Genomic DNA, 24958 nt, shown 5'->3' on the forward strand with positions numbered 1-24958 from the left:
AAACGAGCCGGGCTTTGTTATTAATTAACGGATAATCATTAAATTAAGATACCAAAGATGAACACAATGAAACCATATCCACGTTTAATGTTATGGGTAATGGCCGCAACGATATACAGTTGTGCTCCCAAACCTTATGCAACGACCAATAAGGTATACCGTCAGCAGGCAAAACAATATGCCGGTATGCTGAAGGTACAGCCAGCGCCGGTACCTGCAGATGGTGCTCCCACAGTAGTGAACTGGATAGGCACGACGAATTTTAATATGCGGAAGCCCAATTATGTCATCATCCATCATACGGCACAGGGCTCCTGCGATTCTACTTTCCGCACCTTCACCCTGCCGCGTACACAAGTGAGCGCACATTACGTGATCTGTGGCGACGGTACGATCAATCATATGCTGAACGACTATCTGCGTGCCTGGCATGCCGGCCTGTCCAAATGGGGCAATGTGACCGATATGAATTCCTGCTCTATCGGTATTGAGCTGGATAATAACGGTCTTGTGCCCTTTCAGCCGCAGCAGATTAACAGCCTGCTGGTATTGCTGGATTCCCTGAAACACCGGTACAATATCCCGGCGGCCAATTTCATTGGTCATGGCGATATTGCTCCCAGCCGTAAGGTAGATCCCAGCGCCTATTTTCCCTGGCAGCAGCTGGCGGAAAAGGGTTTTGGCTTATGGTATGGCGATACGGCAAAGATCATCCTGCCGGTAGATTTCAACAGCAAACGGGCCTTGCGTATTGTAGGATACGATACCCGCGATACGACAGCCGCTATAAAGGCCTTCAAACGGCATTTTATCCCTGCTGATTCCACGACCGGAACTGAGTTGAATGAAGGGGAAAAGAAGATACTATTCAGCCTCATGGAACAAAGTGAATAACCTTTTAATTATTGTTATGCGATCCTTGTCTATTAGCCTCTGTTATCTTTTGTGTCTGCTCGTTTCTCCTGTATTTGCCCAGAAGGGCGACTGGTATACGTTTACTAACGGGAATGAGCCGGTTTGTCACCTGCTGATCGATGATAATGAACTGATTGTCGGAAACGCAGCAACACCGTCCCGGCAGTTGAAGTTAGCAGGGGTGCCCGGCAAGGGGAGTGGTGGCAATGAGCGCCTGGAGGTAAAACGGGTCTTTGACAATGGCAGGATGTATACCATCCACCTGTCGGACGATAATATCTATTTCTGCACCACCTTCCAGTATTTCAAGCGGCAGGATTCCCTGGTCATGTTCTGTGCCGATGGTGTGGACGATGGTTACAAAACCATGCAGGAAGCGCTGGCCGCCATTAAAAAAGATACCGGCTCCCATTTCTGTATTACCCTTTATAAAAAGGAGCAGTTAGATGCCCTGAAGCGGAAACCGGCTGTTACCAAGGCAACGGAGGAAGAGTTCAGCGCCGGCCTGGAACAATTTACCCGGCGGATGGACCAGTTCTGGCAATACCGGGGATATGGCCGGTATGAGCCTTATTACTCCTGGATGAACCTGATATATGGCAATGCTTTTGCCGATGCATTTCGTGATAAATTTAATCCCTTAAGCCTGGATGCGAAGAATCTGAAAGGTCCCATATCGAAGTACAGTACGAACCCGGCTGTAAAAAAGCAGTTGCAGGACGCAGGATTATTGCCTGCAGACGATCATTAGATACTTATTTCTCTTTTATCTGGTATTATTTAAACGGAAATAAATATTATTTAGCCTATTAAGTCTACTTACTTTGTAGATTACTAAATGTATGTTAATTTTGGCCGGTAATTAAACGCCAGCATTAAATGGTCATAGCCTATATGTTCAATCAGGGTACAACAGCAGCAGTCTGTAGTAAATCAGCCGAAACCATGTCCCGGTATTGTACCGGCATGCATTGTTCTTCTTACATGTGCATGTAAAGCCAGTTTTCAGATAATTAATTAGTAAACCAACTTATCGTCGTAGCTGCAGGCCTCCGCCTGGCAGATGGAATTTTTTTGTCCCGACAGATCAGTAAGCATTCTTAAAACAATTCGTAAATCTGATACAATGATCAAACAATTAAAAACAACAGCTGGCATACTGCTGTTCGTGTTACTGGGCCTGCAGTGGGCACAGGCGCAGGATAACAAGGTATCTGGTGTTGTTACTTCCCGCTCCGATGCACAGCGTATTCCGGGTGCGATCGTTACTATCAAGGGAACTACCCGTGGTACACAAACCGATGCTGATGGTAAATTCAGCATCACTGCAAAACCAACAGATACACTTCACTTTTCTTTTATAGGTTATACGCCGGTCGATCAGGTTGTAGGTACAGGCAAGGTGGTGAACATTGCACTGGAAAATACCGAGAGCCGCCTGAACGAAGTGGTGGTGACCGCGCTGGGCATCTCCAGGGAGAAACGTTCCCTCGGTTATGCCGTACAGGAACTGAAGTCGAAAGACATCGCGGAAGCCAAAGAGACCAACCTGGTCAACGCGCTGGCAGGCAAGATCGCCGGTGTAACGGTGACCAACAGCCAGGGTAACCTGGGTTCTTCCCGTATCATCATCCGTGGTGAAACTTCCATAGCGGGCAATAATCAGCCCCTGTTCATTGTAGATGGTGTACCGGTAGATAACAGTCAGCTGGGTGTCGGCACCGGCCGTGATTTTGCCAACGCCATCTCCGACCTCAACCCGGACGATATCGAATCGCTGAACGTACTGAAAGGCCCTAACGCTGCCGCATTATACGGTTCACGTGCAGCGGCAGGTGTACTGGTGATCAAAACAAAGACCGGCAAAGGCGCCAAAGGCCTGGGCATTACTGTGAACTCCAGCGCTACCTTCGAGAGCCTGCTGGTACTGCCTAAGTTCCAGGATGTATATGGACAGGGTTCCGGCGGACAATTCTCCTATGTAGATGGTAAGGGCGGTGGATTGAATGATGGTGTGGATGAAAGCTGGGGCCCAAAAATGGATGGCCGTCTTATTCCGCAGTTCTTCTCTAATGGTCAGCCGGCGCCTTTTGTGCCACATCCTGATAACGTAAAGGATTTCTATGAAACAGGTTATACACTGAACAATGGTTTATCCGTAGGCGGCAGCAATGAGAAACTGGATTACCGCTTCTCTTTCAATAATACCAAACAAACAGGTATACTGCCTAATACCGGGATCACCCGTAACTCATTTACACTGAACAGCACTTACCGTATTGCTCCCAAACTGACGCTGAGCACATTCGCCAACTATACCAGGGGCGGTGCAGACAACCTGCCGGGTGTGGATGGCCGTCGTGGTAACAGTGTGACCCTGCAGTTTATATGGTTTGGACGCCAGGTAGACACCAGGTTGCTGCGTAATTACAAGAACGCTGATGGTACAGACTACAACTGGAACCACAGTTACTACAGCAATCCTTACTGGATCCAGCATGAAAATACAGTAGGACAGGTGCGTAACCGTTTCTTCGGAAATGCCCGTCTCTCTTACGATATCACTAACTGGCTCTCTGCCAATCTCCGCGTAGGTACAGATACTTACAACGACAAGCGTAAGTACAAAGTAGCATTCTATACCAATGGTACGCCCTTTGGTTCCTATACAGAAGACAACTACCTGGTAACAGAAACCAATATTGAGTTCACGCTGAATGCAAAGAAGAAACTGAACAGCGATTTCTCCATTGACGGATTGATCGGCGCCAACGAGCGTACCAACCAGTTCGAGCAGAACTATCAGCAGGCGCCGAAACTGGCGGTGAAAGATGTGTATACCCTGAACAACTCCAGGGACCCGTTGATCTCTACCAGCTATTTCACCAAACTGAGAGTATACAGTGCATTTGCATCCGCACAGCTGAGCTTCAGGGACTGGGCCTTCCTGAACGTTACTGCACGTAACGACCGCTCTTCCACACTGCCCGCCGCAAACAACTCTTATTTCTATCCTTCCGTGAACGCTGCTGTAGTACTGAGCGACGCGCTGGATATTAAAGGTCCGGTACTGTCACTGTTAAAGGTCAGGGGAGGATGGGCACAGGTAGGTAAAGATGCAGATCCTTATCAGCTGATAAATACTTATCCTTTCAGCCAGCCATTTGGCAGCTATCCGCTGCTGACTGTGAATGATAAGTTCCTGAAGAAAGACCTGAAACCTGAAATTACAAAAGCAACAGAAGTCGGTCTGGAAGCGAGCTTCCTGAATGACCGCATCCGCACAGATGTGACCTATTATACTTCCAGCAGTTACAACCAGATATTGCTGGCAGACGTGAGCGCCACAACAGGTTATCTGAAAAAACTGCTGAACGCGGGTAAGATCAATAACCATGGAGTGGAAGTAACCTTGGGTGGTACACCGGTGACCACAGCTTCCGGTTTCCGTTGGGATATCAACTTCAACTATGCGAAGAATATCAGTAAAGTAATAGAGCTGGATAAGGAAGGTTTCCTGAACGACTATGTACTGGGCAGCTCCGGCAACATACAGGTACTGGCCAGCAAAGGAAAACGTTATGGCGCGCTGTATGGCAAGGCTTTCAAACGCGATGCGGAAGGACGTATCCTGGTAAGCGCTTCAGGTACGCCACAGATAGATGACAACAAAAAAGTGCTGGGTTATTTTACGCCAAAATGGACCGGAAGTGTGAACAACAACTTCTCTTTCAAAGGCTTTACCCTGGGCTTCCTGATCGATACAAGACAGGGTGGTTCCATCTGGTCAGGTACCAACTATACCGGTATCTATACCGGTGTACTGGCAGCCAGTCTTCCTGGTCGTGATGCAGAACACGGTGGTCTTCCATACTATTATGCCAATAACAATTCTTCCGGTGCTGCCGTGCGTCTGGCAGATCACAACGCTGCAGCTCCGAACGGAGAAACCGTTTACCATGACGGTATCATCTTCGATGGTGTAACTGCGGATGGTAAAAAGAATGAAGCGATCCTGCCGGCACAGCGTTATTATAAATCAGTGTACAGCTCTTCCCTGAACGAGAGCAGTGTATATGATGCCTCTTTCATCAAGCTGCGTGAGGTGAGACTGGGATATGCCCTGCCTCAGGAACTGATCCGCAAATGGGGACTGCAGGCGGTGAACCTGACAGTAACAGCGCGTAACCTCTGGTATATTGACAAGAAGGTACCGAACATTGATCCTGAAACAGCATTCAACACTGGTAACGGGCAAGGTCTTGAAACCTTACAGATCCCGACCGTACGTAGCCTGGGTCTGAACCTGAGGGTATCCTTTTAATGAACAGATTAAATGTAGCAATCATGAAATTAGTTAAATATATATTGGGTCTGGCAGGTGCAGCAGTGATACTGAGCAGTTGCACGAAACAGCTGGAAGACATCAATAAGAATCCGAATGAATCTGAAAGCGTACAGCCGGACTACCTGCTGAGCAACGGTATCAAAACCAATGTGGATACATACTGGGGCACTGATGCTTCTATGGAAACCAGCCTGCTGTATGTGCAGTATTGGGCAAAGATCCAGTATACTGATCCTGACAGGTATATTCCTGCAGCTACCAGTATTCAGGCCGTTTGGAACAACTTTTATGCACAGGGCGTAGCCGATTTTACCAAGCTCATAGAGCTGGGAGATACCCTACATAACCCGAACTATAAGGCGGTAGGTATCATCATGCGTTCATGGATCTTCCAGGTGCTGACAGATCTGTATGGCGATGTGCCTTACAAACAGACGGGCAAGATCGAGCAATACCTGACCCCTGAGTACGATCAGCAGCGTGACGTTTACCTGGGTCTCCTGGCAGAATTGAAAACAGCGGCGGGCCTGATCACGCCGGCTGAAAATCCGATAGCAGGCGATATTCTCTACAACGGCAACATGCTGAAGTGGAAGAAGTTTGCCAACTCGCTGAGACTGCGTATTGCCCTGCGTATCTCTGACAAAGAGTTTAACGCAGCAAAGGCTGTATTCGATGAAATAGGTGCTGACAACAGTAACCTGATCACAGACAATGCGGATAACGCACAACTGATCTACCTGGCATCTCCGAACCAGAACCCGGTAGCGAAGAACAGGGAAACGCGTAATGATTACAGGATCAGTAAGAGCGTGGTGGACAAGCTGAATGCACTGAATGATCCGCGGCTGTCTATCTATGGTGCATTACCAAGAGATACGAACAGGATCGTTGGTGTGACCAATGGTCTGCCGACGGATTCAGCATCCCGCCTGGGCTTCAACAAGACCTCCGATATAGGCGCCGTGTTCACTGCCACCACAGCCCCTGCGGTATTGATCAATGCGGCTGAGCTGTGGTTCATCAAAGCGGAAGCTGCGCAGGTTGGACTATTGTCAGGCGATGCAGCTGCCCTGTATACACAGGCGGTTACCACTTCGCTGAAGCAGTACAATGTAAGTGATCTGAATGTAGCCGCTTACCTGGCGCAACCTTCAGTAGTGTACAATCCGGCAAACTACAAACAATCCATCGGCGATCAGAAATGGCTGGCGCTGTTTGGAGAAGGACTGGAAGGGTTTGCAGAATGGCGCAGGCTGGACTATCCGAAGTTGCCGCCTGCATATGCAGGAACGCTGGGAGGTAAAGTGCCTTTGAGATTAACGTATCCCTCTTCGGAGCAGGCATTGAACGGGGTCAATTACAAGGCGGCAGTGGCTCACCAGGGCGCTGATCAGCTGACCACCCGTTTATGGTTTGACAAAGAGTAACATAAAAGCGGGATAGTTTTCCCGCTTGCGTAAATGAATTTCCGTTTTTGCTTTACAGGTTGGTGCAGGAATATAGAGTTTTGCGAGATCAGATACACACTTGTTCAATTTGTAATAGTAAAAAGTGATGAATTAGGCCCCGGTTTTTGCCGGGGCCTTTACTTTCTATAAAAGTTTGTTTGTGATATGCTCAGGTGGATATCTCACATAGCATGTTGTGAGATTGTAATGATGTTTATAGCACAGGTGTTTTTCCCCCGTCTACACAGATGTTGGTACCGGTAATATACCCGGCGGCCGGCGTGGCCAGAAATGCAGCTGCTGCGGCAATTTCTTTCGGGTCGGCAAAGCGTTTCATGGGTATCTCATTCAACAGTTCCTCTTCGATGGTGGCCACGGTGGTATTGCGCCTGGTAGCATTCTGTTCGAGGATGGCCTGCAGGCGGGCCGTATTGGTAGTACCGGGCAGGACATTGTTCACGGTAATGCCATAAGGCGCCAGTTCGCCGGCCATGGTTTTGGCCCAGTTGGCCACTGCTGCGCGGATGGTATTGGAGACGCCCAGGTTCCGGAGCGGTGCTTTTACCGATGTTGAAATGATATTGATAATGCGGCCATAGCCGGCAGCGGTCATGCCGGCTATGACAGCTTGTACAAGTATATGATTGATGACCAGGTGTTGCTGGAAGGCATCTGTGAATTCGTGAATATCAGCTTCCATTACAGGGCCTGTTTTAGGGCCGCTGGTATTGTTCACCAGGATATGCACCGTTTTTTGTTCTGCAATTTGCTGGATGGTCTGTTCCACCTGTTGTGTGTCCCGGAAGTCAGCTACCTTGTAACTGTGTTCCTGCAAATGATCTGTAGCCAGTGTGGGCACAACGGCTTTAAGCGTTTCCCTGTTCCTGGCCAGCAGGATGCATTCCGCACCCAGTGTTGCCAGTTCCCTGGCTGTAGCCAATCCTATACCCTGCGTGCTTCCACAGATAACGGCGGTTTTCCCCTTTAACGATAGTTCCATACTAGTAGATAACTGATTATTACACAATGATCTGCAAAAGCCGTCGATTATTTAGCTAAGATAGGACATCCTGATCTAAACACGTATGTATATACGCTTTTTATCAAGTATTTTGCCTACAGACCAGCACAGCAGCATATATAGCAGGGCAAACAGGAGGGAACCTGGTTTACCGGGAAGTATTGCCTGGAAAATGTAGGTGTTGATCCAGCGGTGCACGCTCATATCGCCTACCTGGAAGAAGTAAAGGAAAATAACAAGTACTTCAGACAGTAGATAGAGGAACAGCGGGTTTTTGCCGAAAACGGTGAAGAAGCCGGTCCAGCGGTCCTGTTTTTTATAGTCGATCACATAGATCAGTATTGCGAGGATCCAGAGGTCAATTCCCACGGTAAAGAGCACATAAGAGCTGGTCCAGAGCTTTTTGTTGATCGGGAACATGGTGTTCCACAACAAAGCCAGCAATATCAGCAGTCCGCCCATTTGTAACAGGCGCTTGCGGCCCAGGCCTGTTTTACCATGTTCCTGGATAAACAGTCCTGTATAGTAACCTGCAATGACATTGACAATTGCGGGCAGGGTACTTAACAATCCTTCGGGGTCGAATGCAATGCCTTCTCCATGATACATGTGGCTTTCGCCCAGTATCAGTTTATCGAAATGTATTGCGGCATTACCGGTCAGGCTATAGGGATCTGCCGGATCGCCGAAGAAATACATGATAGCCCAGTAGCCGAGTAAGAATAATGCGCTGACTGCCCATACCGCTTTTTTAGGCAGGTAGTGTATCAGCAGGGAGGCAAAGCAGTAACAGAGGGCAATGCGTTGTAATACACCCAGGATGCGGGTGTCTGAGATAGGGATAAATTCCAGGCCGGTATCGGTATGCCGTACAAAGGGCAGCCAGTACATCAGGTATCCCAGCAGGAAAATGAGGATGGTGCGGCGGAAGATTTTGGCCAGCACAGTTGTGTTGTCCAGCTGTGAGAACTTCCGCATGCTGAAGCTCATCGCATTTCCCACGGCAAAGAGAAAGGAAGGGAATACCATGTCGGTAGGTGTGCAGCCATGCCATTTTGCATGGTTAAGAATGGAATAGGCCGTGTCCCATCCCGGCGTATTCACAATGATCATAAAACATACGGTCAGTCCCCTGAAAACGTCCAGCGGTAAAAAGCGCTGTGGTGTAGCTTGGCTCATAGTCATAATTATGTTACCTGGAAAAATAGAAATTGGTTGCCTATAAATATAATACAACCATTTTACTACGCATAGCCAGAAATTTTAGCGTATCCGGAATGAATTTTTTACTTTAGTGGTAAAGCTACCCCTTGTTGAATAATAAAGTCACCATAGCAGACATCGCTAAAGAGCTGAATTTAACGGGTGCTACTGTATCCCGCGCACTGAACAACCGCAAAGGCACCAGTGAAGAAACACGTAAGCTGGTGCAGGCTGCTGCAGAAAAAATGAATTACAGGCGGGACAGGATCGCCTGGTCACTCAGGTCCGGGCGTACCAACATCATCGGTGTGATCATTCCCAGTGCAGAAATCAACTTTTTCGGGTCCGTTGTACATGGTATTGAAAGCATGGCGAACCAGCATGGTTACAATGTGCTGATTTACCAGTCCAATGAACAGCCGGAATATGAGAAGAAGGCGATAGAGACCTTCCTGAGCACCCGTGTGGATGGTATTCTGGCGTCCATTGCCAAAGAGACGATGGAGTTCAGCCACTACCTGGAGATCAAGGAAAGAGGGGTGCCACTGGTGTTTTTTGACCGTGCTAATGACAGTCTCAATATCCCATCCGTCGTAGTTGACGACTTCAAGGGCGCTTATTTCGCTACCGATCACCTGTTGAAGCAGGGGTACAAGCGGATTGCCCATATTGCCGGGCAGCAGCATCTCAAGATCTTCAAGGATCGCCTGGAGGGGTATAAAGCAGCTTTAACAGATCATGGTGTTCCCGTAGAGGAAGCGCTTGTCTATTTCGGCGATGTTTCTATTCATGCCGGCCGTCAGGCTGTTCAATACTTTTTATCTTTACCTCAGCCGCCGGATGCTGTCTTTGCCGTAGAAGACTTTACGGCTTTGGGCGCGGTGAAGGAGTTGAAAGATAAGCATATCGATATTCCTGGGTCTTTCGGGGTTGTCGGATTTGCGAATGAGTCTTTTGACGAGCATATTACACCCAGTTTGTCGAGTATTGATCAGCAGACCGTAGAGATGGGGAAGGAGGCGTTCCGCCTGCTCATGGAATTGATCGAGGGTAATGGTGTGGTGAGTCAGCAGACGCGGACGAAAATTGTATTGGAGCCTGTGACGCGGTTCAGGCAGTCTTCTCAGAAACAGTGATCTTCTCTTTCCGGGCTTCCGCTTTCTTAATTTCCTTTCGGCTTTAATGACGAGGGCGTACCGTCAGCAGCAGTATGGGCTTGCTGGCTGTAGCTCTTTGAAGTTCCTTTCTATTTGGCGGTTGGCGGCGTATGTAGCTTTGGGACATTTATTAAACTCCTGGTAGGTCGCGTCAGCATACTTCAAATAGCTAAGGCCAGCAATCTCCATCTGCTGCTGCCGTATTTCATGGCCTCCGCTTTCTTAATTTCCTTTCGACTTTAATGACGAGGGCATACCGTCAGCAGCAGTATGGGATTACTGGCTGTAGCTCTTTGAAGTTCCTTTCTATTTGGCGGTTGGCGGCGTATGTAGCTTTGGGACATTTATTAAACTCCTGGTGGGTCGTGTCGGCATACTTCAAATAGCTAAGGCCAGCAATCTCCATCTGCTGCTGCCGTATTTCATGGCTTCCGCTTTCTTAATTTCCTTTCGACTTTAATGACGAGGGCATACCGTCAGCAGCAGTATGGGCTTGCTGGCTGTAGCTCTTTGAAGTTCCTTTCTATTTGGCGGTTGGCGGCGTATGTAGCTTTGGGACATTTATTAAACTCCTGGTAGGTCGCGTCAGCATACTTCAAATAGCTAAGGCCAGCAATCTCCATCTGCTGCTGCCGTATTTCAGGGCTTCCGCATCTTTAATTTCCTTTCGATAATTATTGTGAAGGCATACCGTCAGCAGCAGTATGGGCTTGCTGGCTGTAGCTCTTTGAAGTTCCTTTCTATTTGGCGGTTGGCGGCGTATGTAGCTTTGGGACATTTATTAAACTCCTGGTAGGTCGCGTCAGCATACTTCAAATAGCTAAGGCCAGCAATCTCCATCTGCTGCTGCCGTAGTTCATGGCTTCCGCTTCTTTAATTTCCTTTCGATAATTATTGTGAAGGCATACCGTCAGCAGCAGTATGGGCTTGCTGGCTGTAGCTCTTTGAAGTTCCTTTCTATTTGGCAGTTGGTAGCGTATGTAGCTTTTGGATATTTATTAAACCCCTGGTAGGTCGCGTCAGCATACTTCAAATAGCTAAGGCCAGCAATCTCCATCTGCTGCTGTCGTAGTTCATGGCTTCCGCTTTAATAATTGAGGAAGTGCTTCTGATGAGGAGGGACGATTCTGATTAAAGACATTATGCCACACCTGCCGGTAAATTATTGAAAGGAATAGGACAGGCTAAGTGCACTTTAAATAGTTATAAAACAGTCCTCAGGATATTCACTATACAGGATTCGGTATTGTATCTCAATGGATTAAGAGGAAGGGCAGAAGGAACCGGCGGTGTCAGGTGGAAATCCCTGGCCTTAGTTCTTTGAAGTGGGCTGATGCGACCTACCAGGGATTTAATGGGTATACCAAGGCCCAATACGCCCTCCAAATGCCCAATATTAAGGAACTTCAAAGAAGTACAGCCAGGGATTCCACCTGAGAGCCGCGTATCCCTTTCAGTTAACGACATATTTGGGGAATTACTAATAACAACACAAGCCAATCGGCCAACGCTTGCAAAATTGAAAGTAAACGATTACATTTAATGTCTATTCCACATCCTTTTTTCTATACGGTGTTGTTTATCAATGATTTATTGAGATAACTGCCAATAGGTTAAGCGTACTGCACCGTAATTGAGAGAGAAGTATTGTAATCGTTTACGTAAATCATTTAACTTTGAGAATTATTCCACATAAATAAAAATTCCATGAGTAGATCCACGGTTAGATTTTAATGTCAACAGGGTTTCTTCATCCATTGACAATACAGTTTACAGATGAACGCAGAACAGCCGACAATAGACAGCCTGCATAGTAGGGCCGTCAGCTGGTTTGTATGGAATGGCCCCGGCCGGGCCTAATGTTGGAAAATTTCACGACGTCTTCAGAGGAGATCGAAAACAGTTAGTAGAGAAGAGGTTACATAGAACTAAGTCTTAGGGGAGCGCAATCTCCCATTAGTATATCAAATTTAAAAAAATACACAGTGGAGCAAGCTAAATTAAACGCCTTTTCCCAGCAGCATTTTGACCAGGAACCAATTATGGTAAGAGCGGCAGGGCGTATTAACCTGATCGGAGAGCATACCGACTACAATAACGGGTTTGTATTGCCCGCTGCAATAGACAAAGCCATTTACCTGGCTATTGTAAAACGTAATGATAACAAGATCGTCTTACATGCACTGGATGTAAATGACAGCTATGAAGGTACACTGGACCAGGTGGTACGCACCGCCCAGCAATGGCCGGATTATCTGCTGGGGGTAGTACAGCAACTCCAACAGGCAGGTCATATCATCGGTGGATTTGAATGTGCTTTCTGCGGTAATGTTCCCCTGGGCGCTGGCCTTTCATCCTCCGCTGCACTGGAATGCGCAACGATCTTCGCATTGAATGAGCTCTTCGGACTGGAAATAGGTCGCAGAGACATGACCCTGCTGGCACAGGCTGCGGAAAATCATTTCGTAGGCGTGCGTTGCGGTATAATGGACCAGTTTGCGAGCATGTTCGGTAAAAAACAACAGCTCATCAAACTGGATTGCGCTTCACTGGAGTATGAATATATTCCTTTCAACTTTGATGATGTAAGCCTGGTGCTGCTGGATACACAGGTAAAACACTCCCTGGCATCCTCAGAATATAATACCCGCCGCGAAGAATGTGAAACAGGTGTGGCACTGATCAAAAAACATCACCCGCATGTGAACAGCCTGCGCGATGCCAATATGGATATGCTGGATGCTTATGTGAAAGGGCACGATGCTACTGTGTATAACCGCTGCCGTTACGTAGTGGAAGAAATACAACGCCTGCAGGATGCATGTGAAGACCTGCAACGTAATGACCTGCATGCATTCGGTAAGAAAGTGTTCGCTACACACGAAGGATTGGATAAACTATATAATGTAAGCTGCCCTGAACTGAACTGGCTGGCAGAATTTGCTGCGGGTCAGCAGGGAGTGCTCGGCGCCCGTATGATGGGTGGTGGCTTCGGTGGCTGTACGATCAACATCGTGAAAAAGTCGGCCGTGCCCGCGCTGCTGGAAAAAGCCGCTGCCGGTTATGAACAACAGTTCAAAACTCCGCTGAAGGCATACGTTACCAGCATAGAAGATGGATGCCGTACCGTAAATAATTTAGTTAACAATTAAGCGCTGATAAAAGGACTGGTCCCTATACCTATTCAAGACCAGTCCTTCATTAAATGTTCTGAGAGAATGCCTGAAAATACTTTTGATCTGACAGCTCATCCTCATACCCGTTTGAATATCCTGACAGGAGAATGGGTACTAGTATCACCCCACCGTTCCAAACGCCCCTGGCAGGGAAAGGTGGAGTCGCCTTCGCTGGTACAGCGTCCGGCTTACGTAGAGGATTGCTATTTATGCCCGGGCAATACCCGTGCTGATGGAACAAAGAACCCGGCTTATACCGGACCAATTGCTTTTACAAACGATTTCTCTGCCCTCCTGGCAGACACGCCACAGGGAGGTGAGAATGAAGACGGACTGCTGGTAGCCCGCTCACAAAAAGGCATCTGCCGCGTGATCTGCTTCAGCCCACGTCACGACCTGACATTACCTGAAATGGAACTGCCCGATATCCGGAAAGTGGTGGACCTCTGGCATACCGAACTGGAATCACTGGCCGCAGTGCCTTTCATCAAGTATATACAGATCTTTGAAAACAAAGGTGAGATCATGGGATGCAGTAATCCGCATCCGCATGGACAGATCTGGGCGTCTGAAGATGTGCCGATGGAGATAGAAAAGGAAACACGCCAGCAGCGTAATTATTATCAGCAGCATGGACGTAGCCTGTTGTCTGCTTACCTGGAAAAAGAACTGAAACAGGAAGAGCGTATCATCGCACAGAATGAACACTTTGTGGCCTTGGTGCCTTTCTGGGCTGTATGGCCTTATGAGGCAATGATCATCAGCCGCCGCCATGTACAACACCTGTTACAGTTTACACCAGCAGAACGTGACGGACTGGCAGCTATCCTGAAAGAGCTGACCACCCGCTACGATAATCTGTTTGAAACATCATTCCCTTATTCAGCAGGTATGCACCAGATGCCGTTCAATGACGGTGAAAGCCACCCTGAATGGCACTGGCATATGCACTTTTATCCGCCATTACTGCGCTCTGCCACTGTGAAGAAGTTTATGGTAGGATATGAGATGCTGGCGCATCCTCAAAGGGATATTACACCGGAATATGCTGCCGGACGGTTAAGAGACCTGCCGGTTGTGCATTATAAAAAAGCAGGGGTGCCTGCATAGACTTGTTTTTTGTTTATTCTTTTTTTGAACCAAAATGTGCAGGGCCGCTTTTTAGCGGCCCTTTATTATGCAATAGGTTTAAGGGGGGCTCACTTGCTTTGAAACGGAAGATGACCGGTAATTAAATTACAAACTCACTCTCACCCCTCCGTAATAATTCCGTCCCGGTGCCGGATTATAATACCTGGCGCCTACCGCATTCAGGTCATTGCCCAGGCTATAGTGCTGGTTCAACAGGTTGTCGGCGCCTGCATACAAGGCCAGCCATTTATTGATGCCCCAGTTGATTTTCGCCTGTACCAGGTGATATTCTTTTGCAAAGGCTGTATTGGCATCATCCAGCGGTAAACGGTCCGTATAAGTGTATTGGCCATACAATGACACCTGGGCGGGAAATACCACGAGCAGGGATGCGGTAGCTATATTTTTCGGAACGCCTGTTAAGGCATTGCCGGAAAAGTCCTTGCCTGCACTGATATAATCGCTGAAGAGGAAATGGCTGTAAGTATAACTTCCCTGGAGTTGAATACCACGGGTGAAGCCCTGTAGCCTGGGCGACTGTAACCATGCAGCCCCCTGGAACTCTACGCCGGTCTGGTGCGTACCACCGGCATTAGTGAAAAACTCCGTGCCATCGTCATGCAGCTTCCGGACAATGGCGTCCTGCAGTTCGTAGTAGAAAACAGCCGCATCTGCCTGGAAACGGTTGTTCCGGCTATTGAAGCGCAGGCCTGTTTCATAGTTCCAGCCGGTTTCTGCCTGTAATGCCGTATTGATAATATTGTCTGAAGCACGTACCTCCGCAATGGAAGGAGGGGAGTAGCCCCGGCTGATGGTGGCGCGTGCCGCCAGGTCGGGCGTGATCAGGTAGGAGAGTGAGAAGCGGGGCATTAGCTCGGCGGAAAATTTCTTTTTGCCATCTGTGCCTGCCGCCACATCGTTGAAGTGGTAACGGTAATAGTTGAGGCTCACCGCTGCTTCTGCCACCCATTGTTTACCCGGACGCAGGGTAATGCCTGTGAAGTAGAAGTATTGGCGGGCGGTGATGTCGCTGGCAGCCTGTAAGGTATCTCTTACGCCCGCCCTGTTGCCATAGTTGTCTATATCAGAGCCGGTCTGCTGCCATTCTATGCCCGTTGTCCAATCCAGGCGCATATTGCTGTTGCCAAGCGGCTGGTCCTGCAGGGCTATATAGGACCGGGCGCCAAAGGTATTCTCATCCCTGGCTTCAAAGTTGGTAATGAAGGGATTTTCGAAGTGGGTATTGCTGCCAAATACAGTGATCACATGCTGCCAGTGGGTAGCGAGCTGTGAGGTATGTACCAGGCCGCCAAACGCTGTTTTATTCCGGATGCCGGCCTGCTGGGTAATGGCGCCCGGTAATGTAGGCGTAGCAGGACGTGAAGCTTTTGGATTGGCTGCTGCCTGTGCCGCCGTCAGACCTCCAGGCGTACGGTAATCCAGGTCGCTGTAAAATGCGATCAGTTTAAGCTGATTATGAGGATGATACTGCCATTCCTGGGCCGTCTGTACAAAATATCTTTTCATGGCACTGTTATCTCTATAACCATCAGCATGATGCACAGCTTCATAGATATTCAGCTTATAATTCCCCCATTGTTGTTGCCAGCCTATCTGCTCGCGGAACAGGCCATAACTGCCTCCCTGCATATCAGCCCTCAGGCGGCTGCTGTCTGCCAGGGTACCTGCAGGATGGAGCAGTACCACACCGCCGGAATTAGCCCCGAACTGGCTGCCATCAGGCCCTTTTAATATTTCAATGCCCTGGAAACTGCCCGGGTCCGCAAGATTGAGGTAGGAATTACCACCGGCGTCCGTCAGCGGGATCTCATCCAGGTACAGTTTCACGTTGCGGATACCAAAAGGAGAGCGCAGCAGGCTACCTCTTAAAGAGAGGCGGTAGCTGCCCGGAGAACGTTCTTCCATGCGTATACCGGGTACGGTATTTAAGGCGGGCAACAGTGTAATGCCCTGTTGCAGTTGCAACTGGCGGGCAGTTAGTACAGTACTGCTGGTAGGTACCTGGAGCAGGGTAAACTGCTTGCCGGGATATGCCTGTATCACTACTTCCTGCAATTGCCGGGTAGTATCGGTTGATGATTGTGCATAAGAAGCCAGCGGCAGTATACTAAGAGCCAGTAAAATTTTTTTCATCAGATAGTGTCTTCTATTGTTTCAAATCTACTTGTATTTTCCTGATTCAACCCGCTAATTGGGATCACCGGTATTGACCGCCACCAACAATTCCTCAACAGTGTTTGCATTCACTAAGTGCAATCTGTACCAGCCGCAGAAACGCATCTGCTGAAACTTTAGCGTGCATGCATAGGTATGGATACCTGACGATCGTCTTCCCACGTGTTTTCCTACACGGTTTTTCCTGTGTGATAATCAGTAGTTTGGTATGTACAATAATGCTGCCCGAAAAAAATTATGTCTTTGAATTTGGAAATATAATTTCATGCTGTATATTTGTCTACAGATTCAGTAGACTAATAGCATTTGCCACCACCCGGAGAAGATCGCTGAGTATTCTCCTTGTTTTGTCCCACCAGCAAAGCAATATGATCAGCAACATAAAAATCAAAAACTGATTATTATATGCGTGAGCATAATACATTATTCATACATAGTAAAATGGGTGTAGTGGTGAAGGTTGATCATACCCAATCCTGTAGTACAGCTGTTTACAACAGCTGTTGCTGATCAAGAAGAAATTGTTTGCTATAAGCTGTAAATAAAAATGCCCGGTCAGGCTAGCGGGGAAGGTGTGTTGCAGATTTATTGGTGGTAAATTATAATGTAATATACCTCCCGCGCCCCCTGGCATTACCTCCTTACCTTTTTATCTACCAACTTGTTTATTACAACCTTATTTATACCTGCATGGTAGCAAGGTAATTGTTACCATTAAAAGATAGTGAATACTTCCTTTAGCAAATAGGTGATCCCGATCCGGATTTCAATCTGGGCTGGTAATATTAATACTCCTTCATTAATACGCTTCTCAAATACAATAATCCGCTTTTGAAAGTTTTTTTTAAATCTCTTATGGAAAAGAGATGACGTTGCATCTATATTGTAAATGTTTATCCCATGAATGCAACGAACATTGTTAAATCAGACTTTCTCGACATTCTCTTTGATGGTCGTAATAAAGACTACGGGGCCTATGATTTACGCAGAAGTGAAGACAGGCGTGTGCGCAACGCTATTATGGGTACAGCTTTCATCGCATTGGTCATCATCGGTGGATATGTACTCAGTAATAAACTGATGGCTGCGGACATGCATACACGAAGGATTATTGAACCTGAAGTGAGTGTCTTAAAAACGCTCGACAACATGCCGGAGGAAAAACCGTTAACCCCACCGCCACCTCCGGTGACAACACCACCTCCGCCGGCCACTTCATCCATTAGAATGACCAGTCCTCCTATTATTACAAATGATGATCTTGTGCGTCTGGAAGACGAAGTGCCAAAGATGGATAGTATTGGCAATAAAGCTATTGGTGTTGCCAATATTCAGAGTGATGATTCAGGCGGCCCTGAGAACCCTTTTGAGGGCAGCAATGGTAGCAGTCATGTTGTAGAGCCGCCTAAAGCGCCGGAAAAAGAGGAAGTATTCACCTTTGTTGAAATTATGCCTTCATTTCCCGGTGGCGAAGAAGCATTATCAAAATTCCTTCAAAAAAACCTGCGGTATCCCCATCTGGCACAGGAAACTGGTATTGAAGGAAAAGTATTTGTTCAGTTCGTGGTAGATACCGAGGGAAAGGTGAGCGAAGTGCAGGCAGTTGGAGCCCGTAAAGGTGGTGGGCTGGAAGAAGAAGCTGTAAGGGTCGTAAAGCTGATGCCGAATTGGAAACCCGGCAAGCAAAGCGGACGTGCGGTGAGCGTAAGGTACAATCTGCCTATTGGCTTTACCTTGGCCCAATAAATAACTAATCCCATTTTACCGCATCATATTACTCAATTAACAGGTTTATTCTCTCAACACACCCAAATTAAAGGGGGACTTGCGAAAAGGCCGTGGCGTAAGCTGCGGCCTTACTCTTTCCAGGAACTTTCTATTCTACTTTGTAACTATTTTATATTATTTTTAGCTCCCGGTTGGCAAAGGCTCTTTTAAATTACGAAATTTAGTTATGGAAGCACCGGTTAATAATACCTTACAATTATTCAAGAACCTGGTTGGCACCAAGTTCCAGTTATACAATAGTCTTTTTACCGCATTGCCTTTTCATAAGGTAGAAAGAACCGGCGTATTTTTATCATTGTTCCTGATCCATTGTGAAGAAGGATATGGAAAGGAAAAGAGTCCCCAGGAAATTCTCGACTCCTATTTTCAACAATACACTTCCTGCAGTAATGAGCAGCAGAAGCTGGACCTCATGTTCCGCTTTGTGCAATATGCTGAAAGACAGGTAGTGCTGTTTGACGCGTTGGAAGATGCTGCTTTCCGCGATATTCATGACATGCATGGCGCTGGTTCATTGAGCCACCTGCAGTCAGAGATCATTGCAGAGCAGGCAGAAGAAAAGCTGGCTAAGAAGCTGCAGGATTTTTCTGTGAGACTGGTACTGACAGCGCATCCTACCCAATTCTACCCGGGTAGCGTACTGACAATCATCAATGATCTGTCAAGGGCATTGATCAATGATAATACGGCGCAGGTAAATGCTTACCTGCAGCAGCTGGGTAAAACGCCCTTCTTCAAAAAGGAAAAGCCAACGCCGTATGACGAGGCTATCAGCCTGATATGGTTCCTTGAGAATACTTTCTATCCTGCCGCCGGACGTATCATTTCCAAGCTAAAAGCACAATTCCCTGCTTCTATCAATAGCAATAATCCGGTGATCAGAATGGGCTTCTGGCCTGGTGGCGACCGCGATGGTAACCCTTTCGTGAATGCCGACATCACCCTGCGTGTGGCGGAAGCACTGCGTGGAGGTATCATTAAATGTTATTACCTGGATGTACGCAGGCTGAAACGCCGCCTCACCTTTAAAGGAATTGAACAGGAACTGGCCGCACTGGAGCAACAGCTGTACAGCAACCTGTTTATTCCAGGCCATAAAACCAACATCACACAGAAAGAGATCCTGGACACACTGGCACGGATCCGTCTTGTGCTCATTGAAGAGAACAATGCACTCTTCCTGAACCTGCTCGATGACCTGGTAAGCCGGGTAGAGCTGTTCGGATTGTTCTTTGCCACCCTCGATATAAGGCAGGACAGCTCTGTGCACGGGCCGCTGCTGGATGCCGTTGCTGCGCAGTCAGACTTGTTGCCTTCGAACTATGCAACACTTTCTGATGAAGAAAAAATAAGCAGCCTGCTCAACATAAAGGGGCCCTTGAATCCGGATGCGCTGAAAGATCCGTTGCATAAAGACACGCTTGCCACTATCGCCGCTGTGAAAGAGATACAAAAGAACAACGGGGAGTTCGGTTGCCATCGCTATATTATCAGCCATAGCATGAATGCGCTGAACGTGATTGAAGTATATGGCTTGTTCCTGCTGGCAGGCTGGCAGCAGGAATCCATGAGCGTTGACATAGTGCCGCTGTTTGAAACAATAGACGACCTCCGTCAGGCCGGCAATGTGATGCGCGAGCTGTACGATAATGCTGCCTACAGGGAACACCTGCGTAAGCGCTATAATAAGCAGACCATCATGCTGGGCTTCTCTGACGGTACCAAAGATGGCGGTTACCTGATGGCCAACTGGAGCATTCATAAGGCTAAACAGGAGCTGACCCGCATATCCAGGGAATACGATATAGATGTAGTCTTCTTCGATGGCCGTGGAGGTCCTCCGGCAAGAGGTGGTGGTAAAACGCACCAGTTCTATGCTTCTATGGGACGTGATATTGCGAACGAAGAAATTCAGCTGACCATACAAGGGCAGACCATTAGTTCCAACTTTGGAACAGTGGACTCTGCGCAGTTCAACATAGAGCAGCTGGTACATGCCGGCATCGCCAATGACATCTTCTCTTCACGCGAGGTGACCCTTAGCGACGAAGAAGATGCGTTGCTGCAGGAGCTGGCCGATGAAGGCTTCAAGTCATTCAACAAACTGAAGCTGCATCCAGACTTCCTGGATTACCTGGACTTTGCAAGCCCGCTGCGTTACTATGCCGAGACCAATATCGGCAGCCGTCCTTCCAAACGGAATGCCGCCGCTAAGCTGAGCCTCAACGACCTGAGAGCAGTGCCTTATGTAGGTGCATGGAGCCAGCTGAAACAGAACGTGCCTGGTTATTATGGCGTTGGCGCTGCATTGGAAGCAATGGATAAAGCAGGTAAGTGGAATGCAGTTGAAAAACTGTATAAGAACTCCCTGTTCTTCCGCACACTGCTGGACAACTGCCAGATGGCGATGAAGAAAAGTTATTTCCCGCTCACCGCAGCATATGGCAAACATCCCCGTTTCGGAGAGGTCTGGAATATGATACATGACGAATACGAACGTTCCTGCGAATATATACTACGCCTGACAGGTCAGACACAACTGATGGGCGCATCGCCGATCGACCAGCTGTCTATACAGATGCGTGAACGTATCGTACTGCCATTGCTGACCATTCAGCAGGGAGCACTGGCCCGTATCCGTGAGCTCAATGAATCGGGTAACGGTGATGGATTGAAAGAAACGTATGAAAAACTCGTCGTACGTTGCTCTTTTGGTATCATCAATGCCGGCAGAAATTCTGCCTGAGGCGCTTACACTTACTTGCCATATAACAAACGCTCAATGCATTCCGCATTGAGCGTTTTAGTTTCTGCTTTTTTTGTGTAAATTAACACAGGGAAGATCACTTGTAATTCATTAACCCATTTCCCTGCAACAAACTGTCAGGACCAAGGCACATTTAAACCAAAATACTATGCATTTAACGGCAAGGGAAACTGAAAAACTATTGTTATACCTGGCAGGAGAACTTGCTGAGAAGAGAAAGGCCAGGGGACTTAAGCTGAATTATCCGGAGGCTATAGCACTGATCAGCAGCCGCTTACAGGAGGCTGCAAGAGATGGGCAGACCGTAGCGCAGCTGATGCAGTACGGCGCTACCATCCTGACCCGCGAAGATGTGATGGAAGGCATCCCGGAAATGATCGATGAGATCCAGATAGAAGCTACTTTCCCGGATGGGTCAAAACTGGTGACAGTACACCATCCGATCAGATAAAGACACTAATCAACCAACATCTAAATCCTCTTCAATTTATGATCCCAGGTGAATATTTTATCGTTCCCGGTGTGATCGACGCAAACAGCGGCCGTACAGTCACACAGGTAAAGGTGGTCAACACAGGAGACAGGCCTGTGCAGATTGGCTCTCATTGCCATTTTTTTGAGGTGAACCGTATGCTGTCTTTCAACCGGGAAGCTGCCTTTGGTATGCGCCTGAACATTGCAGCCGGTACTGCCGTGCGTTTTGAACCGGGGGAAGAAAAGACAGTATCGCTGGTGACCCTGGGAGGTAACAGGAAAGCCTTTGGTATGAACAACCTGGTAAATGGCACCACTGTTGGGGAAGAGGCCAGGCAGAAAGCCATGCAACAGATAAACGCACAACAATTTAAACACCAGCCGGAATGAGCCTTCAGATAAACCGTGACCGCTATGCGGCGATGTATGGTCCTACGACGGGCGATAAAGTACGTCTGGGAGATACCGACATCATCATCGAAATAGAACACGATCATACCGTGTATGGCGACGAAGCCAAATTCGGAGGCGGCAAGACCATCCGCGACGGGATGTCCCAGTCATCCACTGCTACCCGCGATGAGGGCGTACTGGATATGGTCATTACCAGTGTGATGATCATTGACCATTGGGGCATCGTGAAAGCGGATATTGGCATCAGGGATGGAAAGATCGTGAAGATAGGCAAGGCCGGTAATCCTGATACGATGGATGGCGTAGACCCCGATATGATCATTGGCGCCAGTACAGAAGTACATGGCGGTGCGGGGCTGATAGCTACTGCAGGTGGTATTGACACACATATTCATTTTATCAGTCCGCAGCAGATCACCCATGCCTTACATAGTGGCATCACTACCATGATAGGTGGTGGTACCGGTCCTGCAGACGGGACGAATGCCACGACTGTTACACCAGGCAAATGGTTTATCCGTAAGATGTTGCAGTCGGCGGATGCTTTTCCGATGAACCTTGGTTTTCTCGGTAAAGGCAACTGTGCTACCGAAGCACCCCTCTGGGAACAGATAGAAGCGGGTGCGCTGGGCCTGAAGATCCATGAAGACTGGGGTTCGTCTCCTGCCGTTATCAATGCCTCTCTGAAAGCGGCAGACAAATACGACGTACAGGTAGCTATTCATACAGACACCCTGAATGAATCCGGCTTCCTGGAAGATACGATCAAAGCGATCGATGGCCGTGTGATCCATACCTATCATACGGAAGGCGCTGGCGGAGGACATGCGCCCGATATTATCAAAGCGGCCATGTACCCGAATATCCTGCCTTCATCTACCAACCCTACAAGACCATATACGGTCAATACGATCGACGAACACCTGGACATGCTGATGGTATGCCATCACCTGGATAAAAGTGTGCCGGAAGATGTTGCTTTCGCCGATTCCCGTATCCGTCCGGAGACGATCGCTGCGGAGGATATCCTGCATGACATGGGCGTATTCAGCATGATGAGCTCTGATTCTCAGGCCATGGGCCGCGTGGGAGAGGTGATCATCCGTACCTGGCAGACGGCCGATAAGATGAAGAAACAGCGGGGTGCACTGGCAGAAGACAATGGCAAAGGAAATGATAATTTCAGGGCTAAACGCTATGTGGCCAAGTACACCATCAATCCTGCTATCACACATGGTATTGCAACGCATGTCGGATCGCTGGAGCCGGGGAAACTGGCAGATATCGTACTGTGGAAACCAGCCCTCTTTGGCGCCAAACCGGAAATGATCATCAAGGGAGGCATGATCATCTGTAGCCGTATGGGAGACCCTAATGCGTCTATTCCCACACCACAGCCTGTGATGTACAGGGAAATGTTCGGGGCTTTCGGCGGCGCCCTGCATAAGACCTGTGTGACCTTCGTGTCGCAGGCGGCAGCAGGGAAGAATATTGCCCAGGAATATAGCCTGCAGAAGATCGTACTACCGGTGAAGAATTGTCGCAATATCGGGAAGAAGGATATGATACATAACAACAGCACACCGGAAATAAAGGTCAATCCGGAAACATATGAAGTAAGTGTTGACGGGCAGGTACTGACCTGTGAACCGGCAGCGGTATTGCCACTGGCGCAACGGTATTTCCTGTTTTAATGGCAGATATGATCATCATAGAAAAAATAGCAGGCAATGTTGCCAACTTTTCCACCGGCACACGGGTGAGGGACCCTTTGCAGCTGGAATGGTTTGAAACAGCTAAGCGGCTGCTGCGCTGGCATACGCAGGGCGGGCAGGAAGTAGCACTGCGCTTCATGCGGGAAGCGCCTTTGCTACAGCAGGGGGACATTGTGTGGATGGACGACAAAAAGGCGATCATTATCGATATCCTGCCGGCAGCAGCTATTGTGCTGAAGCCGGCTACGATGAAAGATATGGCGGCTGTTTGTTATGAGATCGGTAATAAACACCTGCCATTATTCCTGGAAGGAAATGAAGTGCTGGTGCCATATGAAGAGCCTTTGTTCCGCTGGCTGGAAGCAAAGGGATATAGTCCTGTGAAACAACAGCGCATACTGACCAACATGTTGCGAAGCAATATTATACCACATGAACACGGCAGCTCAGGATCGCTTTTTAGTAAGATCATGCAGCTTGCCTCCAAATAGATCATCATGCAGCACTGGCTACCATACCTGTTACACCTGAGTGATCCTACGCTGCCAATAGGAGCTTATACCCATTCCGGCGGACTGGAAACCTATGTGCAGCAGGGGTTGATAAAAGATGCCGGCGATGCGGCTGCTTTCATCCGGAATATGCTGGAGCATAACCTGCCGTACAATGACGCACTTTTTGCTGTGCTGGCATATCGTGCGGCGGAAGCAGGAGATGTGCAGCAGCTGGTGCAGCTGGACCAGGAATGTACTGCATTGAAAGCGCCACAGGAACTGAGAACGGCGAGCCAGAAGCTGGGCATGCGCCTGCTGAAACTCTTATCTCCGCTGGTGGTACATACTACCGGCAATGCCTATGTGGCACAGATCAGGTCGGGCGAGGCGGCAGGGCATTATTGCCTGGCATTTGGTGTATACGCCTGCCTCTCAGGTATTCCATTATTGGAAGCAATGACCGCGTTCTACTACAATGCAGCTACCGGCATGGTGACCAACAGCGTTAAGCTGGTGCCGCTGGGACAGCAACAGGGACAGCAGATCCTGTTTGAGCTCCTGCCGCAACTGCCGGCATTGGTAGAACAGACATTGAATATGCCGCGGGAACTGGCCGGACGTTGCAGCTTTGGATTTGACATCAGGAGTATGCAGCACGAAAGATTGTATTCAAGATTATATATGTCTTAGGAGCATGACGTGTGGCCG

16 protein-coding genes and 1 pseudogene are annotated in these 24958 nt (G+C 48.3%); 14 read left to right on the forward strand and 3 right to left on the reverse strand.

Translation table 11 applies throughout. The features are described from left to right. Nucleotides 1-57 precede the first annotated feature (57 nt). The 4 genes from MYF79_RS07325 to MYF79_RS07340 all read left to right on the forward strand — a co-directional run bounded on the left by MYF79_RS07325 (nt 58) and on the right by MYF79_RS07340 (nt 6693). Nucleotides 58-894, forward strand: a complete 837-nt coding sequence (locus MYF79_RS07325; RefSeq protein ID WP_247813228.1) for an N-acetylmuramoyl-L-alanine amidase — start codon at nt 58-60, stop codon at nt 892-894. A gap of 16 nt (nt 895-910) precedes the next feature. Then, nucleotides 911-1666, forward strand: a complete 756-nt coding sequence (locus MYF79_RS07330; RefSeq protein WP_247813229.1) for a hypothetical protein — start codon at nt 911-913, stop codon at nt 1664-1666. A 375-nt stretch (nt 1667-2041) separates the two neighbouring features. Next, nucleotides 2042-5239, forward strand: a complete 3198-nt coding sequence (locus tag MYF79_RS07335) for a SusC/RagA family TonB-linked outer membrane protein (RefSeq protein WP_247813230.1) — start codon at nt 2042-2044, stop codon at nt 5237-5239. Nucleotides 5240-5262: 23 nt separating this feature from the next. After that, complete coding sequence (locus MYF79_RS07340) at nt 5263-6693, forward strand: SusD/RagB family nutrient-binding outer membrane lipoprotein (RefSeq protein WP_247813231.1); 1431 nt, start codon at nt 5263-5265, stop codon at nt 6691-6693. A gap of 235 nt (nt 6694-6928) precedes the next feature. On the opposite strand, the gene MYF79_RS07345 is transcribed toward MYF79_RS07340, so the two are convergent. Both MYF79_RS07345 and MYF79_RS07350 read right to left on the reverse strand, forming a co-directional pair. Then, nucleotides 6929-7714, reverse strand: coding sequence for an SDR family oxidoreductase (locus tag MYF79_RS07345; protein ID WP_247813232.1), 786 nt, complete (start codon nt 7712-7714; stop codon nt 6929-6931). Between the two features lie 75 nt (nt 7715-7789). Continuing rightward, nucleotides 7790-8914: an acyltransferase family protein gene (locus MYF79_RS07350; protein ID WP_247813233.1), complete on the reverse strand. Its 1125-nt coding sequence runs from the start codon at nt 8912-8914 to the stop codon at nt 7790-7792. A 134-nt stretch (nt 8915-9048) separates the two neighbouring features. On the opposite strand from MYF79_RS07350, the gene MYF79_RS07355 reads away from it, so the two are divergent. The 3 genes from MYF79_RS07355 to MYF79_RS07365 all read left to right on the forward strand — a co-directional run bounded on the left by MYF79_RS07355 (nt 9049) and on the right by MYF79_RS07365 (nt 14381). Further along, nucleotides 9049-10074 (forward strand): LacI family DNA-binding transcriptional regulator, encoded by a 1026-nt coding sequence (locus MYF79_RS07355; protein ID WP_247813234.1) that lies wholly within the window; start codon nt 9049-9051, stop codon nt 10072-10074. Between the two features lie 2006 nt (nt 10075-12080). Then, entirely contained in the window at nt 12081-13247 is a 1167-nt protein-coding gene (galK, locus tag MYF79_RS07360; RefSeq protein ID WP_247813235.1) for a galactokinase, read from the forward strand. Between the two features lie 66 nt (nt 13248-13313). Next, nucleotides 13314-14381, forward strand: coding sequence for a UDP-glucose--hexose-1-phosphate uridylyltransferase (locus MYF79_RS07365; protein WP_247813236.1), 1068 nt, complete (start codon nt 13314-13316; stop codon nt 14379-14381). 126 nt (nt 14382-14507) lie between these two features. Here the strand turns inward: MYF79_RS07365 and MYF79_RS07370 are convergent, their stop codons facing one another. Further along, nucleotides 14508-16556: a TonB-dependent receptor gene (locus MYF79_RS07370; RefSeq protein ID WP_247813237.1), complete on the reverse strand. Its 2049-nt coding sequence runs from the start codon at nt 16554-16556 to the stop codon at nt 14508-14510. 942 nt (nt 16557-17498) lie between these two features. On the opposite strand from MYF79_RS07370, the gene MYF79_RS07375 reads away from it, so the two are divergent. From MYF79_RS07375 to MYF79_RS07405, 7 genes and pseudogenes are all read left to right on the forward strand, one after another. Next, complete coding sequence (locus MYF79_RS07375) at nt 17499-18344, forward strand: energy transducer TonB (protein ID WP_247813238.1); 846 nt, start codon at nt 17499-17501, stop codon at nt 18342-18344. A 208-nt stretch (nt 18345-18552) separates the two neighbouring features. Beyond that, nucleotides 18553-21132, forward strand: coding sequence for a phosphoenolpyruvate carboxylase (locus MYF79_RS07380; RefSeq protein ID WP_247813239.1), 2580 nt, complete (start codon nt 18553-18555; stop codon nt 21130-21132). A 169-nt stretch (nt 21133-21301) separates the two neighbouring features. Next, nucleotides 21302-21604, forward strand: coding sequence for an urease subunit gamma (gene ureA, locus MYF79_RS07385; protein ID WP_089809655.1), 303 nt, complete (start codon nt 21302-21304; stop codon nt 21602-21604). A 38-nt stretch (nt 21605-21642) separates the two neighbouring features. Then, nucleotides 21643-21939: pseudogene (gene ureB, locus MYF79_RS07390) on the forward strand (urease subunit beta); the annotation flags it as partial. 74 nt (nt 21940-22013) lie between these two features. Next, nucleotides 22014-23735, forward strand: coding sequence for an urease subunit alpha (gene ureC, locus MYF79_RS07395; protein ID WP_247813241.1), 1722 nt, complete (start codon nt 22014-22016; stop codon nt 23733-23735). A gap of 8 nt (nt 23736-23743) precedes the next feature. Continuing rightward, a complete protein-coding gene (ureE, locus tag MYF79_RS07400; RefSeq protein WP_247813242.1) occupies nt 23744-24247 on the forward strand; it encodes an urease accessory protein UreE in 504 nt (167 codons plus the stop codon). A gap of 6 nt (nt 24248-24253) precedes the next feature. Beyond that, on the forward strand, nt 24254-24940 hold the full coding sequence (locus MYF79_RS07405) for an urease accessory protein UreF (RefSeq protein ID WP_247813243.1): 687 nt from the start codon (nt 24254-24256) through the stop codon (nt 24938-24940). The last annotated feature ends 18 nt before the right edge of the window (nt 24941-24958 follow it).

Source organism: Chitinophaga filiformis (genome assembly GCF_023100805.1).
Taxonomy (GTDB): domain Bacteria; phylum Bacteroidota; class Bacteroidia; order Chitinophagales; family Chitinophagaceae; genus Chitinophaga; species Chitinophaga filiformis_B.

What these genes read in the sequence shown, in the direction of transcription:
- MYF79_RS07325 (WP_247813228.1), top strand. Translation starts at nt 58, where the DNA reads ATGAACACAATGAAACCATATCCACGTTTAATGTTATGGGTAATGGCC.
- MYF79_RS07330 (WP_247813229.1), top strand. Translation starts at nt 911, where the DNA reads ATGCGATCCTTGTCTATTAGCCTCTGTTATCTTTTGTGTCTGCTCGTT.
- MYF79_RS07335 (WP_247813230.1), top strand. Translation starts at nt 2,042, where the DNA reads ATGATCAAACAATTAAAAACAACAGCTGGCATACTGCTGTTCGTGTTA.
- MYF79_RS07340 (WP_247813231.1), top strand. Translation starts at nt 5,263, where the DNA reads ATGAAATTAGTTAAATATATATTGGGTCTGGCAGGTGCAGCAGTGATA.
- MYF79_RS07345 (WP_247813232.1), bottom strand. Translation starts at nt 7,714, where the DNA reads ATGGAACTATCGTTAAAGGGGAAAACCGCCGTTATCTGTGGAAGCACG.
- MYF79_RS07350 (WP_247813233.1), bottom strand. Translation starts at nt 8,914, where the DNA reads ATGAGCCAAGCTACACCACAGCGCTTTTTACCGCTGGACGTTTTCAGG.
- MYF79_RS07365 (WP_247813236.1), top strand. Translation starts at nt 13,314, where the DNA reads ATGCCTGAAAATACTTTTGATCTGACAGCTCATCCTCATACCCGTTTG.
- MYF79_RS07370 (WP_247813237.1), bottom strand. Translation starts at nt 16,556, where the DNA reads ATGAAAAAAATTTTACTGGCTCTTAGTATACTGCCGCTGGCTTCTTAT.
- MYF79_RS07375 (WP_247813238.1), top strand. Translation starts at nt 17,499, where the DNA reads ATGAATGCAACGAACATTGTTAAATCAGACTTTCTCGACATTCTCTTT.
- MYF79_RS07380 (WP_247813239.1), top strand. Translation starts at nt 18,553, where the DNA reads ATGGAAGCACCGGTTAATAATACCTTACAATTATTCAAGAACCTGGTT.
- ureA (WP_089809655.1), top strand. Translation starts at nt 21,302, where the DNA reads ATGCATTTAACGGCAAGGGAAACTGAAAAACTATTGTTATACCTGGCA.
- ureC (WP_247813241.1), top strand. Translation starts at nt 22,014, where the DNA reads ATGAGCCTTCAGATAAACCGTGACCGCTATGCGGCGATGTATGGTCCT.
- ureE (WP_247813242.1), top strand. Translation starts at nt 23,744, where the DNA reads ATGATCATCATAGAAAAAATAGCAGGCAATGTTGCCAACTTTTCCACC.
- MYF79_RS07405 (WP_247813243.1), top strand. Translation starts at nt 24,254, where the DNA reads ATGCAGCACTGGCTACCATACCTGTTACACCTGAGTGATCCTACGCTG.